General features: G+C 61.5%; 14 protein-coding genes. 12 read left to right on the forward strand and 2 right to left on the reverse strand.

Annotated features, from left to right (window positions below):
- Nucleotides 1-39 precede the first annotated feature (39 nt).
- The 8 genes from CYJ17_RS05680 to miaA all read left to right on the forward strand — a co-directional run bounded on the left by CYJ17_RS05680 (nt 40) and on the right by miaA (nt 8,178).
- A complete protein-coding gene (locus CYJ17_RS05680) occupies nt 40-3,015 on the forward strand; it encodes an FtsK/SpoIIIE family DNA translocase (RefSeq protein WP_101595113.1) in 2,976 nt (991 codons plus the stop codon).
- 9 nt (nt 3,016-3,024) lie between these two features.
- Nucleotides 3,025-3,636 carry a CDP-diacylglycerol--glycerol-3-phosphate 3-phosphatidyltransferase gene (pgsA, locus tag CYJ17_RS05685; RefSeq protein WP_087070963.1) on the forward strand — a complete coding sequence of 204 codons (612 nt, stop codon included), beginning with the start codon at nt 3,025-3,027 and terminating at the stop codon, nt 3,634-3,636.
- Nucleotides 3,633-4,175, forward strand: coding sequence for a CinA family protein (locus CYJ17_RS05690; protein ID WP_087070962.1), 543 nt, complete (start codon nt 3,633-3,635; stop codon nt 4,173-4,175). The genes pgsA and CYJ17_RS05690 overlap by 4 nt, the downstream gene beginning before the upstream one ends.
- A 156-nt stretch (nt 4,176-4,331) precedes the next feature.
- Complete coding sequence (locus CYJ17_RS05695) at nt 4,332-4,712, forward strand: helix-turn-helix domain-containing protein (RefSeq protein WP_026428564.1); 381 nt, start codon at nt 4,332-4,334, stop codon at nt 4,710-4,712.
- 181 nt (nt 4,713-4,893) lie between these two features.
- Nucleotides 4,894-5,130, forward strand: coding sequence for a DUF3046 domain-containing protein (locus CYJ17_RS05700; RefSeq protein ID WP_234984521.1), 237 nt, complete (start codon nt 4,894-4,896; stop codon nt 5,128-5,130).
- Between the two features lie 216 nt (nt 5,131-5,346).
- Nucleotides 5,347-6,519 (forward strand): recombinase RecA, encoded by a 1,173-nt coding sequence (recA, locus tag CYJ17_RS05705; RefSeq protein ID WP_101657587.1) that lies wholly within the window; start codon nt 5,347-5,349, stop codon nt 6,517-6,519.
- Nucleotides 6,520-6,679: 160 nt separating this feature from the next.
- Entirely contained in the window at nt 6,680-7,267 is a 588-nt protein-coding gene (locus tag CYJ17_RS05710; protein WP_087070960.1) for a regulatory protein RecX, read from the forward strand.
- Nucleotides 7,264-8,178: a tRNA (adenosine(37)-N6)-dimethylallyltransferase MiaA gene (gene miaA, locus CYJ17_RS05715; RefSeq protein WP_087070959.1), complete on the forward strand. Its 915-nt coding sequence runs from the start codon at nt 7,264-7,266 to the stop codon at nt 8,176-8,178. The genes CYJ17_RS05710 and miaA overlap by 4 nt, the downstream gene beginning before the upstream one ends.
- 67 nt (nt 8,179-8,245) lie before the next feature.
- On the opposite strand, the gene CYJ17_RS05720 is transcribed toward miaA, so the two are convergent.
- On the reverse strand, nt 8,246-8,845 hold the full coding sequence (locus CYJ17_RS05720) for a class I SAM-dependent methyltransferase (RefSeq protein ID WP_087070958.1): 600 nt from the start codon (nt 8,843-8,845) through the stop codon (nt 8,246-8,248).
- A 163-nt stretch (nt 8,846-9,008) separates the two neighbouring features.
- Here CYJ17_RS05720 and hflX point away from each other — a divergent pair, with 163 nt between their 5' ends.
- Together hflX and CYJ17_RS05730 are read left to right on the forward strand one after the other, a co-directional pair.
- Entirely contained in the window at nt 9,009-10,514 is a 1,506-nt protein-coding gene (gene hflX, locus CYJ17_RS05725) for a GTPase HflX (protein ID WP_234984520.1), read from the forward strand.
- Entirely contained in the window at nt 10,511-12,451 is a 1,941-nt protein-coding gene (locus CYJ17_RS05730) for an ATP-dependent DNA helicase (protein ID WP_087070956.1), read from the forward strand. Before hflX ends, CYJ17_RS05730 begins: the two co-directional genes overlap by 4 nt.
- A 143-nt stretch (nt 12,452-12,594) precedes the next feature.
- Here CYJ17_RS05730 and lexA read toward each other — a convergent pair whose 3' ends face one another.
- Nucleotides 12,595-13,302 (reverse strand): transcriptional repressor LexA, encoded by a 708-nt coding sequence (gene lexA / locus CYJ17_RS05735; RefSeq protein ID WP_087070955.1) that lies wholly within the window; start codon nt 13,300-13,302, stop codon nt 12,595-12,597.
- A gap of 183 nt (nt 13,303-13,485) precedes the next feature.
- On the opposite strand from lexA, the gene CYJ17_RS05740 reads away from it, so the two are divergent.
- Nucleotides 13,486-14,109 carry a LysM peptidoglycan-binding domain-containing protein gene (locus CYJ17_RS05740; protein ID WP_159455023.1) on the forward strand — a complete coding sequence of 208 codons (624 nt, stop codon included), beginning with the start codon at nt 13,486-13,488 and terminating at the stop codon, nt 14,107-14,109.
- Nucleotides 14,110-14,223: 114 nt separating this feature from the next.
- Nucleotides 14,224-14,727 carry a transcriptional regulator NrdR gene (nrdR, locus tag CYJ17_RS05745; RefSeq protein WP_026428570.1) on the forward strand — a complete coding sequence of 168 codons (504 nt, stop codon included), beginning with the start codon at nt 14,224-14,226 and terminating at the stop codon, nt 14,725-14,727.
- Nucleotides 14,728-14,743 lie beyond the last annotated feature (16 nt).

Raw genomic sequence — 14,743 nt, forward strand, 5'->3', positions numbered from 1 at the left:
GGGAGGGGCAACTTTTTGCACAAAGGCTAGGCTTTTGATGTGAAGTTTCAGCGACGTGTCAAAAAAACCGAGAAAGAGACGACGGCGCCCGCGCGCCGTCCGTCCCGCCGTACCGCACCGTCCGCTAACGGTGCGGGTATGGAGCGGGCGGAGGGGCGCCAGCTGACGGGGAATGTGCGCAACGCCCTCGTGGCGACGTTCCTCGGTCTCGCGGTTATTGTGGCACTGCGCGAATGGTTCAATATTTCCGGGGTGCTCGGCGGTGTTATTCACCACGCCACCGCAGGTATCTTCGGGCTGCTCTCCGTTCTTATTCCCGCCGTTTTCCTGGCCCTCGCTATCAGGCTGGTGGTCCCGGCGCGCGGGAATGAACACCGGCGGGTACTGCTGGGCGTGTTGATTATCGTGGTGTGCCTGGCCGGCATTATTCACGTTGTGAAACAACCGCGCAGCCCGGCCGACCACTTCGCGGACGTAGAAAACGCCGGCGGCCTGATCGGCTGGCTCGGCGGGGGCGTCCTCGAGATGCTGTTCTCCCCGTGGGGCGCTGTTCCCATCCTCGTCATTATTATTTTGTGGGCCGGGCTCTATATCGCCGACGTCTCCATGGCGGATATTGCCGCCACCATTCGGGACCGGCGCGAACAGCGCCAGCTTGATGCGGGGGAGGAGATCGCCAACCGCGGGCATTCCGCCTCGGTTCCCTACGATTCCCCGCATGATATTGACGCGGCGGAGAACACCACCCGGCTCCCCAGCGCCGGGCGCACGTCGCGGCGCGGCAAGAAAACCGCGCGCAGTTACTTGGATGCGGCACTGTCCGGGGCTTCTTCTGAGCACGACGACGCAGCTACCGATCCCGCCTCCAGTGACGGCGGGAACGGGGCGGACGGGGCGGCTGGGGCCGCCTGGGCAGACGGTGCCAGCGGCGCCAATGGTGCGCAGACCCAGGGCGCCACCACGGTGCTGCCGCAAGCCACGGCGGGTAGCGGGGCGGCGGGCCGGGCGGCGTCGTCGCCGAAAAAAACGGCGCGCACCAAGAAGAGCGGCAGCGCAGTAGAGACCCAGGATGCGGCGGCCGCGGTGCCTGATCTTCCCGCACCCGATACTGGCGCACCGTTCACCCGCACCCAGCAACTGGCGCTCGACCCGAGTATTTTGTATGAGCTGCCCTCCCCGGATTTGCTCAAACGCGGGGCGGTGCATCCCGAACGCACCGAGGCGAATGATCGCGTTGTTGCCGCGCTCACCCAGGTCTTCACCGATTTCGGGGTGGATGCGCAGGTGGTCGGCTTTTCGCGCGGACCGACGGTTACCCAGTACGAAGTGGAGCTGGGGCCGGGCGTTAAAGTCGAGCGCATCACCCAGCTCTCGAAAAATATTGCTTACGCGGTGGCGAGCGCCGATGTGCGTATTCTTTCCCCCATTCCGGGTAAATCCGCGATCGGTATTGAGATTCCCAATGCGGACCGTGAAGTGGTGCAGCTAGGTGATGTTTTGGCTTCCGACGTGGCGCGCCGTGACCACCATCCCCTCACTGTGGCAGTGGGGAAGAATGTGCGTGGGCAGTTCGTGGTCACCAACCTGGCAAAAATGCCGCACCTGCTGGTGGCGGGCGCTACCGGCGCGGGAAAGTCATCGTTCATTAACTCAATGATTACCTCGGTACTTATGCGCTGCACCCCGGACGAAGTTCGGATGATCCTCGTGGATCCCAAGCGCGTGGAGCTGACGATTTACGCGGGTATTCCCCATCTCATCACCCCGATTATCACCAACCCGAAGAAGGCCGCCGAGGCGCTGGAATGGGTGGTCAAGGAGATGGATGCGCGCTACGACGATATGCAGTCCTACCGCTTCAAGAACATCACCGATTTCAACGAGGCGATACGGGCGGGCACCGTTAAGGCACACGATCCGCACCGTACCCTCCAGCCCTACCCCTACCTGCTGGTCGTGGTGGACGAATTGGCTGACATGATGATGGTGGCGCCGCGCGACGTGGAATCCTCCATCCAGCGCATCACCCAGCTGGCGCGCGCCGCCGGTATTCACCTGGTGCTTGCCACCCAGCGTCCCTCCGTGGACGTGGTCACCGGCCTCATCAAAGCAAATATCCCCTCCCGCCTGGCCTTTATGACCTCCTCGCTGGCAGATTCGCGCACCATCCTCGATCAGGGCGGGGCGGAGAAACTCATTGGCCAGGGCGACGCCCTCTTCATGCCGGGCGGTGCCCAGCCAATTCGCCTCCAGGGTGCCTGGGTGGACGAGGCGGAAATTGAGCGCGTTGTCGAGCACGTGAAAACACAGTTACGCCCCCAGTACCGCGAAGATTTCCAAGAAACGGTGGAAGCCGCCGGGCGCGAAAAGAAACAGCGTGAAGAAATCGGCGAGGACCTCGATATTCTGCTCCAGGCCGCGGAAATCGTGATCACCACCCAATTCGGATCCACCTCCATGCTGCAACGCAAATTGCGCATCGGGTTTGCCAAGGCGGGGCGGATGATGGACCTGCTCGAACAATACGAAATCGTGGGGCCCTCCGAAGGCTCCAAAGCCCGCGACGTGCTGGTGGCCCCGGAATTGGTGGAGGATGCCCTCGCCATGCTGCGCGGAGAACGCGACTCTATTTACGAGGACGAACCGAGCGAGGTGGAAACCGGGGCCGGAGCTGGGGCACCTGGCGTCGGTGCTCCGGGAGCTGGATCTGCCGGCGGGGCAGGCGGCGCGGCAACGGGGCACGGTGCGGACGGCGGGAACGCCGGGAACGGTGCTAACGGCGCCTACGCTGGAAACGGTGCGAACGGCGCAAACGGTGCGGGCACAGCGAACGGTGCTAATGGCGCAAACGGTGCAAACGGTGCGAACAGCGCCGGAGCCGGTACCGGGTACGCAAACCGCTACGCCGAAGATCCACTGGCACACGACCCGGAGAGCACCGCCCCCACCTGGTACGACGACGATGACCCCGCCGGCGAATCCGGGGAGGACGCCTGGCAGCTCACGGGGCGGTAAAGTAGGGCCATGTCTCACACGAACGCTCCGGAGGCGAGCGAGCCGCCCCTCCTCAATATTGCTAATGCTTTGACGGTCGCGCGGATCATCCTCATCCCCGTTTTTATCTGGGTGTTCTGGGAGCCGACCGCCACCCGCAGTTTCTGGGCCTGGGTAGTTTTCGCCGTCGCCGCGTTCACCGACCGTCTCGATGGGCAGCTGGCGCGTTCGCGGGGCCTCATCACCAACTTCGGGAAGCTCGCCGATTCCATCGCTGATAAAGGCCTCATCGCGGCGGCGCTCATCATGCTCTCGCTCCACGACCGGCTGTGGTGGTGGGTCACTATCCTCATGATCGCCCGCGAAATTTTCATCACCCTGGTGCGGATGCTCGTGGTGACCAAACAGGTCATGGCGGCCGGCTGGATTGGCAAACTCAAAATGTTTGCCCAGTCCATCGGCGCCGGTATCCTCATGCTGCCGTGGATTGCGTGGCTCGGGCACCCGGGCGGAGATATTTTCCAGTGGCTCGGGTGGATCACCCTCGGGGTGGCGCTTGTACTCTCGGTGTGGTCCGCCGTCGGGTACGTCGGCGATGCGGTGCGGATCGCCCGCGGTAGCGGCCACGAGGCGCACTCATGACGACGGCGCAGCCAACTGGCGCCGCGGACCTCGCCGCGCTCACGGAAACTTGCGTGAGGAACTTGCACGAACGCGGCCTCAGCCTCGCCTGCGCGGAATCCCTCACCGGCGGGCTGCTCACTGCACAATTCGTCACCATTCCCGGAGTTTCCGCGGTGCTGCGCGGGGGAGTGGTCAGCTATGCCACCGACCTCAAAGCCAGCATCCTCGGAGTGTCCAGCGAGCGTTTAGCCAGCCACGGGCCGGTGGACCGGGAAGTTGCGCTCCAGATGGCCCGTGGCGTATGCGACGTCGCCGGAGCGGATGTCGGCATGGCCACCACCGGGGTAGCCGGGCCCGGCCCGCATGATGGACACCCGGCGGGAACCGTGTGGATCGCGGTGAGCACGCGGAGCGGGGCGCACCTGGCGCGCGAGCTCCATATTGCCGGGGGGCGGAGCGACGTACGGAGCGGGGCGGTGCGCGGCGCCGTCGAACTTCTTGCCGCGTTTTTGCACGACGGCGCAACCGATCAGTGCGCCAATTCAGCTGTGTCCTGACTAACTCCTGTTCGCTCCCAGTAAATCTTCAGATTCGCCTGGCTTAATATTTGTGGAACCTTTTGATGGCCTCGTGCCACGAGCCTGGCACCGGAGGCGATGAAGATGTTTCGCTCTGTGGGGAATAAAAACAGGAAGTAGGCGTTGAGGTTAGTGATGACAATTGATACCCGTACCGGCGTAACCCGGAAGAATGATTTCGTAGTGCGTCCTGAACAACGCCAACCCGCTCTCCTTCGCGAAGAGATTGGCGAGGTTTTGCGGGCCTACCGGCAGCGGCAAGGGCGTACCCTGCGGGAAGTTTCCTCCGATGCACGTGTTTCCCTCGGATACCTCTCCGAAGTCGAACGCGGTCAGAAAGAAGCTTCCTCGGAACTCCTCGCCTCGATCTGCCGGGCGCTCAACGTGCCCATGAGTCACGTGCTGCGCTTGGTTGCTGATCGGATTGACCTGGTTGAAGGTCGCATCCCGGCTCACCTGCGCGTGCCGGAAAGCCCGGCAGAACTCATGCGCGGGGAACTTTCCACTACGAAGTAATCCCTATACACCACGTCGCAAACGGCGCGGTCAAGGTAGCGCCCCGCTCGCGAAGCGGGAGTGCTCGGAGCTAGCTACCTAGCTTCAGTTTCCCTTGATACGCGCCGTTATGCTGTGTCGAGCGCTTCTCACCAGGCGCCCTAATCGAAGCCCCACACCAATAAAGGAATGCAAAGCACCGGTGCGCGAATCTGAATTCTGGCTCAATATTGATCGTGCTTTCCCGCACGGGCGCGGGAGAAGCGCAGCCCAAGATCTCGTTCTTTCCGCTCTGGGTGACCGTAGCCCGGCCCAAGCCCTCGAAGCCGGGGAAGATCCGCAGCGGATCTGGGATGCCGTGTGCGAGACGATGGGATTCCCGGATTACTACCATTACCTCCACCGGCTCACCCCGGAAGATTTCGCGGCCCGCGAGTAGCTGCGCGAATGCAGCGGGTGACACACCGCCTCCATGCGGTACCGAACAACCGTTCGTATTAGAATAGTCCACAGATCCTCAGGCGTCAGCGTTATCCACAGGAGTTTCGCGGCGCCTAAGTATGTCGTAGGCCGGATATACAGTGATCTCGAGCCTCTCGGAGAGGGAGTGTCTCGCCTAGGCCTGATCTGTAGGAAACGTGAGTAAGGATGGGATATGGCCGCAGCTAAAGCTAGTGCCCGCACCAAAACGGTCGGGCGCCCCGCAGTGGATGATCGCAAACAAGCAATTGATACCGCTCTGGCGCAAATTGATAAGCAATTCGGTAAGGGCTCCGTGATGCGGCTGGGTGACCATGTCCGTCCGCGGGTGGAAGTCATTCCTACCGGATCTATCGCTCTGGATATTGCCCTTGGCATTGGTGGTTTGCCGCGCGGGCGCGTGGTGGAAATTTACGGTCCGGAATCTTCGGGTAAAACCACGGTTGCGCTCCACGCTGTTGCTAGCGCACAGTGCAATGGCGGGATAGCCGCGTTTATCGACGCAGAACACGCGCTTGACCCAATCTATGCGCGGGCTCTGGGCGTTGATACTGATTCGCTGATCGTCTCCCAGCCGGATACCGGAGAACAGGGCTTGGAAATTGCCGATATGCTCATCCGCTCCGGCGCGATTGACATCATCGTCATCGATTCCGTGGCAGCCCTCGTTCCCAAGGCCGAAATTGAAGGCGATATGGGTGATTCCCACGTTGGCTTGCAGGCACGCCTCATGAGCCAAGCGCTGCGGAAAATGACCGGTGCGCTCTCCGCCTCGGGCACCACCGCCATTTTCATTAACCAGCTGCGTGAAAAAATCGGGGTGATGTTCGGTAACCCGGAAACCACCACCGGTGGAAAAGCCCTCAAGTTCTACGCCTCTGTCCGTATGGACGTGCGGCGCATTGAGACCCTTAAAAACGGTAGTGAACCCGTGGGGAATCGCTGCCGTGTCAAGATCGTCAAGAACAAGATGGCACCGCCTTTCAAGCAGGCAGAATTTGACCTCATCTACGGTGAGGGAATTTCCCGGGAGGGAAGCCTCCTCGATGTTGGTGTGGAACTGAATATCATCCGCAAGGCCGGTGCCTGGTTCACGTATGAGAGTGACCAATTAGGCCAGGGTAAAGAAAAGGCCCGCCAATTCCTCATGGATAATCCGGATTTGCGTGATGAAATTGAGGATAAAATTCTCCGCAAGGCCGGCCTGAGGGAAGACCCGGAGGAAGCTGAAGCAAGCGAAACTGAAGCTAAGGCCGGAGCTGATGGCGCTACTGCCGGCGCTGGCGGTACTAAGCAGGCCGCATCGGCGAAAAGCACCGGTAATGCCGCGGAAACCGTTGATTTCTAAGTAGGTGGTCGCGGTGGCACACTACTCGGATACCGATACCGATACCGATACCGGCGGCGGTCGATCACGCGCTGCTAGCTACGCGCGTAGCGGCGGCCGTTCACAGCGCGGTGCTAGTAGATATGGGCGCGGCGCTCGGAGAGGGCCTGACCTCGAGTCCTTGAGTGAAGAGGAACACCTGCACCGGGCTCGGGATATTGTTTATCGCCAGCTCGGCATGATGGATCGTTCCCGCTATCAACTCAGCCAGGCGCTCCACACCCGCCAGGTGCCGGAAGCCGTGGCTGAGCGGGTACTCCACGAATTCGAGGCGGCCGGCTATATTGACGATGCCAAGTTTGCGCGCACGCTCACGGCGGCTCGCCGGCGTGATAAGAACGCTTCCCGGCGTGCCATCTCAGCGGAACTTCGCCGCAAAGGCGTAGACGCAAGCATTATCGAGGAAGTGCTTGCTGATATCGAACCGGAAGCGGAACTCGATTCGGCGGTGGAGCTTGCTCTCAAGAAGCTACGCAGCGCCTCAGGGAAACCGGAAACGCTCGCCCAACGTACCTACGCTATGCTGGCTCGGCGCGGCTTCACCGCCGAACAATGCGCCCAGGCGCTCCGTCAAGCCCGCGCGGTGCTCCTAGAAGAACGCGCTGCGGAGGAGTGCGTCGCTGAGGAGTGCGCCGCGGAAGAACTTGCCGCGGAGCAAACTGATGATGATCAATACGGTTACGCGGCAGATAAGGCGGTGGCCGGGTGATTATTGCAGTGGTGGGCCCCACCGCGAGCGGAAAAACATCCGTCTCGCTGGAGCTGGCGGAGCTTCTGGGCGGGTCGCAAAAAGTGGAGATCATCTCCGCCGATGCCATGCAGCTCTACCGCGGCTTAGATATTGGTACCGCCAAGCTTCCGGTTTCCCAGCGGCGCGGAATTCGCCACCATCAGATTGATGAGTTGGATATCGCGGAAGAAGCTTCGGTTGCGGCCTACCAGAAGCATGCCCGGCAGGATCTCGCTGCTATCACCACGGCGGGGAAAATTCCGCTGGTGGTGGGAGGTTCGGGGCTCTATGTATCTGCGCTTCTTGACGAATTGCAGTTCCCTGGAACTGATCCCGGGTTGCGTGCCGCGATTACGGAGGAAGCCCGCCGTGATTATCCCCGGCTCCTGCGGGAGCTAGAGGAACGCGATCCGCAGGCATACGCCACCATCGATACGCGTAATGAACGCCGCGTCATTCGCGCCCTGGAAGTTATTCGACTGACGGGAAAGCCCTATACCCCGAGTTTTCCGCGCCATACCTCCCACTACCAGGATGTGCATATCTTCGCGATTCGCCGGGAATTAGCCGATCTTCACGCCGCAATTAATGTGCGGGTTGATGAAATGATGCGGGAGGGGCTCCTGGAAGAAACCGCCGGCTTGCTACGCCTCGGCTTGCGGGAAGCCCCCACCGCATCACGTGCAACCGGCTACCCCCAAGCCATGGCCATCCTGGACGGCACTCTTGGCCTCGCTGAAGGAACCGAAGAGATCCGTGTCGCCACCCGAAAGCTCGCGCGCCGGCAACGCTCATGGTTCCGGGCCGATCCCCGCATCACCTGGCTGGAAGCAGGTACGGACACGCCAGCTCAGCTAGCCGCGCGCATCCTCACGAAACTCACTCGGTGAGTCCGAGGAACGGCGCGGCGGTTACCGAAGGAGCGCTTCCGTCAGTATCGAGTTAGCTCCCGTATCACTACCGGCGAACGTACAAGACCCGGAATCCCTTAGAGGAACCGATCTTCTCGCACTGATACCCCTCGTTTACCAGCCAGGAAGCAAGGGAATCAGCACCCAGATTCTTCTGCACAACCAGATACGCTTCCCCGTCCTCACTCAGACGGCCCAACCACGTGGTGAGCAGCTCATGCAGGGCAGCTTTCCCGATACGGATAGGAGGATTCGACCACAGCAACCGAATCGACTTCTCGCCCAAACGTTCTAGAGCCTCATCCGGAGCCAACACCTCGCCTCGCAAGCCATTCGCTTCAAGATTGACGCGGGTCAGCTCGCGCGCCCGCTCATTCACATCCACCGCGATAATCTGAGGTGCCTCGGCGGCCAAAGCCAAGGTGATCGGCCCCCAGCCACACCCGAGATCCACCGCGATATCGCCCGGCTCCAGCTCCGGCTCGGGCACTTTTCGTAAGAGCACTGCGGTGCCTTTATCGAGGCCACCGCCGGAAAAGACGCCGTCGTCGACCGTAACGGAATAGTCCCGCCCGCGGATCGTTACCTCGAGGGTGCGCGCATTACTCGCGGTATCCGGATGCTCTGAAAAGTAGTGCGAAGTCATAACACCAGCTTAAAGGAGCGTGCAGCGGCGCGGAAACTGTCGCGCAAACTGTCGCGCAAACTCCCGCGAAAGATCCCGCGCACATACCCGAAGCACGCGCGCCACTTCCCGGTAGGAAACTCCGGCGCAACGTGAGAAAATAAAAGCGAATACAAAGGAGAACGTGGCCATTAGCAACGAAGTACATGAACACAAGCACCACGTCGGTGATGTCGATATCTCCACCCGCCGCGGCACGGTACTCCAAGCCGATACCGCCTGGCAGGCCAATACCGATAGCATCCACCGTGACCACACCGGCCTCCAGGAAGTAGAAGGCCTGGCGCGCGGTATCGAACGCGAACAAGGCATCGATGTTGAATACCGCCAAGTTCGCCTCGAAAGAGTCATCCTCGTGGGAGTCTTTTCTGAGAACCGCCCCCGCGCCGAAGAATCCCTGCGTGAGCTCGCCGCACTGGCGGATACCGCCGGCTCAACGGTACTGGCCGGAGTAATCCAGCGCCGCGCGTTACCCGACCGCGCCACCTACCTGGGCGCCGGCAAGGCACGCGAACTCGCCGCGATGGTCGAAGCCCAGGAAGCCGATACTGTCATTGTCGATACCGAGCTCGCGCCCTCCCAGCGGCGCGCCCTCGAAGATATCGTCAATGTCAAAGTGATCGACCGCACCGCGCTCATCCTCGATATTTTCGCGCGGCATGCCCAATCGAAAGAAGGCAAAGCCCAGGTCGAGCTCGCACAGCTCGAATATCTCCTCCCGCGCCTGCGCGGTTGGGGTGAATCGATGTCGCGGCAGGCCGGCGGGCAGGTGGCTGGTGGTGCCGGCATTGGATCGCGCGGCCCGGGTGAAACCCAGCTCGAATTGGATCGACGCCGCATCCGCCAACGCATGGCAAAACTCCGCCGCGATATCAAAAAGATGGCACCGGCCCGCTCCACTCGGCGTGCCGAACGGCGCCGTACCGGGATTCCCTCCGTGGTGGTGGTTGGCTACACCAACGCTGGGAAATCCTCGCTGCTCAACCGGCTCACCGGTGCGAATGTTCTGGTGGAAAACGCGCTTTTTGCCACTCTTGATCCGACGGTCCGCAAAGCCATCACCCCGGAAGGCCGCGAATTCACCCTCTCGGATACCGTGGGATTCGTGCGGAATCTGCCCACCCAGCTGGTGGAAGCTTTCCGCTCCACCCTCGAGGAAGTGGACGGGGCGGATGTCCTCCTCCACGTCGTGGATGCCTCCAATGCGGATCCGGTCGCGCAGGTCACCGCCGTGCACGAGGTGCTCGCCGATGTGCCCGGGGCCCGCGATATTCCGGAAATTATTGTGCTCTCCAAAGCCGATATTGCCGATCCGGTCGATCTAACCGCGCTGCGTTCCCGTTACCCGTCCGCTATCGCGGTGTCTTCCCACACCGGGGCGGGTATTGATGAACTCCTCGCGCGCATCGAAGAAGAACTGCCCCACCCGAATATTGAAATCGACGCGGTCATTCCCTTCGAGCGCGGCGATCTTGTTTCACGGATCCTGGAAGAAGGGGAACTCCTGGAAGAACTTGAGTATCTGCCCACCGGAACCCGCATCCACGCGCGGGTACGGGCAAATATTGCGGGTCAGATTGAGGCCCGCTGGGGTGCCCAAACAGACGTGCCCACCAGGATACGGGCATGAGGAAAGAACTAACCGAGATCCTCGAGCTGGTGGTCGCGGATCTCGGGGGAGCGGTCCGCGAGGGGCAGAATCGCATGGTCGAGGAGACCGCCACCGCGCTGGAGGACTCCTCCCACCTGCTGATTCAGGCCGGGACGGGCACCGGGAAATCTATCGGCTACCTGGTCCCGCTCATGGAATGGTCGGTGCGCACCGGCCAGCGCGCGGCTGTTTCCACCGCCACCCTCGCCTTGCAGCGCCAGATCGTGGGGCAGGACGCGCCGCGAGTGGCGCGGGCCGTCAGCGCCGTGACCGGCCACGAACCGCATATTGCCCTGCTCAAAGGCTGGAATAATTACGTATGTTTGCGTAAAGTCCACGGCGGCTACCCGGAGGATGATGCCCTAGTCAGCCGCGCCGAAGGGGAATACGGCGCCAGCGCAACCGGCGAAGAAGTGATGCGCTTGCGCGAATGGGCCGCGGAAACCGAGACCGGGGACCGTGATGATCTTGTTCCCGGTGTCTCGGAGCGTGCCTGGCGCCAAGTCTCCTTGAGTAAACCCGAATGTGTGGGCGTGAAGTGCCCGCTGCGCGAGGTGTGCTTCCCGGTGCGCGCCCGCACCGAGGCTGCCGAGGCAGATATCGTCATTACCAATCATGCGATGTTGGGCGTGCATAGCTCGGGCACCCCGGTGCTCCCGGACGTAGATGCTTTCGTTGTGGACGAAGCCCATGATCTGGCTGACCGGGTCACCAGCCAACTCACCTTCGCGCTCTCCCACGGCGAGATCACGGGATTGGCGCGCCTACTGCGCCGCGAAAAAATCTTGGCTGATGGGATCGAACGGGCCCGTAACGGCGTCGTCGATATTCTTGATGAGCTGGAGGAAGGTCGCCTCACTTCCCTTCCGGCGCCCCTGCAGGACGCTCTTATGTTGCTATTGCGTGAATTGCAGCTGGTGGAAAACGACGTCGCAGCTCTGCCCGGTAGTACCGAATCGGATGCCGCAACGAAAGCGGTGGTGCGCCACCGGCTTTCTACCTGCGTTGATATGGTGAGTGCGATGGTCAGTGACGAGGTGGCGAACGGCTCTCTCGTCGTGTGGGTATCCCGTGATCTGGAGGGGCGGTCGAGTTTGTGCGCGGCGCCTCTCGACGTGTCCGCGCCGCTGGCGGATACTCTTTTTGAGGCGCGCCCCGCGATTCTCACCTCCGCCACGCTCGCCATTGGCGGGCGTTTCGACCTGGCCGCTCGGCAGATTGGTTTTTCGTATCCGAGCCAGGGGCCGTGGCGGGGAATCGACGTCGGCTCTCCTTTTACCTACCACCAGCAGGGTATTCTCTATATTGCGCGCCACCTGCCCGTGCCGGGAAAGGACGGGTACGGGGAGGAAACGCTGCGCGAACTCGTGGAGTTGATTGAGGCTTCCCGGGGCGGGGCGCTGTGCCTTTTCACTTCCCGTAAGGCTGCGAATGAGGCCGCGGCTTTCGCTCGTGATCACCTTGACCTGCCGATTTTCCTGCAGGGCGAAGACCAGTTGCCCACGCTTGTGAGGGATTTCGCGGCGGATCCGCATGCCTCGCTTTTTGGCACGCTTTCGCTGTGGCAGGGCGTGGATGTGCCCGGCCTGACGTGCCGCCTGGTGACGATTGATCGGATTCCCTTCCCGCGCCCCAATGACGCATTGGTGCAGGCACGTTCGCGGCGAGCTAATGAGCGTGGATTTAACGGCTTCATGGATGTTTCTGCCGCGCATGCCGCTTTGCTGCTGGCGCAGGGGGCCGGGCGCCTGATCCGCAGCGAGGGTGATCGGGGCGTGGTGGCGATTCTGGATCCACGGCTTGTGACGGCGCGTTACGGCGGGTTCTTGCGTGCCTCCCTCCCACGTATGTGGGGTACGGCCGACGGTGCTGTGGTGCGTGCGGCCCTGGGCCGGCTCGCGGAACAGCTGGGGTAACGGGAAGTAGTACGACGACGCCGCCTCGCGCCGGCGCGCTGACCTGCCACAAGCGTGGGCTTGGCAATGGCTGGGCCCGGGGACTCAGCCCGGAGGCAGCTCCGGGCTAGGACTTAGCCGAAGCTGGCTGAACCAGAGGCTGCTTAGAGGGTGCGCAGCACCATAACGACGCGGCCGAGTACTTCGCTATCATCGGCGGGAATGGGAGAGTAGGCGGGGTTGCACGGAAGTAGCGTGACGTGGCCATCGCGGCGTTGGAGGACTTTGACCGTGGCTTCGCCATCGATCATGGCGGCAACAATTTCCCCGTTTTCCGCGGTGGGCTGGCGGCGCACCACCACCCAGTCCCCATCGCAGATTGCGGCATCAATCATTGATTCGCCCTGCACTTTTAGCGTGAAAAGCTCACCGGTTCCGGTCAATTGGCGCGGGAGCGGGAAAACATCTTCTATGAGTTCTTCGGCCAGAATCGGAGCCCCAGCCGCGATCTTCCCGACGACGGGAACATTGATCGCCTCGCTAATATCAACCGGAACATCGGATTCCAGGCTGCTCTGAGCGGGTTCACCCACCGGGAACAAGGTGCTTTCCCATGCTGAATCACCGCGAGAACTACGGGCATGGGCGAGCCCCGCTTCTGTGAGTTCAATCATGCGTGGCCGGCGCGGGTTACGTGAGATATAGCCCTTTTCTTCCAGTGCATCGAGCTGGTATTTCACCGAGGAAGGGGAGGACATGCCTACTTCCTCACCGATTTCCCGCACCGTTGGGGGGACGCGGTGGGTGACGATCCCGTTAATAACAACGTCCAGTATCTCTGCTTGGCGAGCTGTGAGCTGAGGACGATCCATATGCACTCCCGAGAGTTCGTGCCGATTTTTATGTCGTAAGGGCGGGTTTGAATAGTTCTATGAGGGCGAGGCCCGGAACGTTACCGAAGCGAACGGAATCGAACGAACGTTCTAGACAAACCCTCACTGTCGTACTAGTCTAACATACAGATGTTCGGCGAACGAATGTTCGAGGAGTGGAAAATGAGTGTCGCATACCAGGAGATTCCGCGGGAAACTAGCCGTGCTCACACCAGCCGGCGGCACCCGAAACTGCGGGTGGTGGGTGAGCACCCGGCTGCGCGCCAGGAGCTGCGCGGCGAAGAAATGCGCTGCGGGGAGGATCGTGGGGATGCCCGCCCAGGTGTCCTAGGGGATGCCCGCGGGGGAGCTTCAGTTACCGCGCTGCGGGTGGTGCAAGCTCGTCGGCGTTGGAATACGCCGGCCCTGGGTGCGGTGCGCCGTCCGGTGGCTTTTGCGCCGCAGTCGATTGCCCGGTCAGCTACTCAACGTGCAGAGCCAGCGGCGGTCCGTTCGCGTACCGCTCCAGCTTCGCTGGATGTCATTGTTCGCATGGGGGTGCGGGTGGCACTGACTATCGCTGTCACCCTCCTGCTGGCCAGCTTTGCCATGATCGTGGGTACCACTTTCCTGGAAACGGGAATGGCCACGGTAACGGTGCAAGGCGGAGATACTCTGGCCAGTATTGCTGCCAGCATCCCGGGTGTTCCGGATATTTCCACCGGGGTGGCGGATATTGTCAATCTCAACGGACTCGCTTCTCATGACCTGGTTCCTGGCCAGGTGCTGGAGATTCCAGGCTATTAGTCCCGAGCTACCGGCTGGGTGTAGGCAGCACGGCCGGTGCGGGTAGTACCACGGGTAGCACTAGTGGATCTGTCATAGTTACGCGGTTGGCGTATTATAGCTGAGACATTTAGAATGATTAATGTGCATTGCCCATTTTGTCGCAACCCTGATTCACGGGTGATTGATTCTCGTACCGCTGATGACGGTCTGTCCATTCGCCGTCGTCGTGAATGCCCGAACTGCCACCGGCGCTTCTCCACGCTGGAAACAGCCAGCCTCGTGGTTGTCAAACGCTCGGGTGCTACTGAACCCTTCTCGCGTCAGAAAATCATTAGCGGGGTGGGGAAAGCCTGTCAGGGGCGCCCGGTTACCGAAGATCAACTCGCGCTGCTCGGGGCCCAAGTGGAAGAAAAAGTCCGCTCCTCGGGAAGCTCGCAGATTGATGCGCATGATATTGGTCTTGCCATTCTCGAACCGCTCAAGGCTCTTGACCTGGTCGCGTACCTGCGTTTCGCCTCGGTCTACTCGAATTACGATTCCATTGACGACTTCGAGCGAGCCATCGCAGATCTACGCCAGGATCCGGATGTCCCAGTTGCATCCGAATCGCCGGATTTTTCGAAACCCCAATCCTGAGGGGCCCACCCGCGCA

It is taken from the genome of Actinotignum timonense, assembly GCF_002860685.3.
In the GTDB taxonomy this organism is placed as follows: Bacteria; Actinomycetota; Actinomycetes; order Actinomycetales; family Actinomycetaceae; genus Actinotignum; species Actinotignum timonense.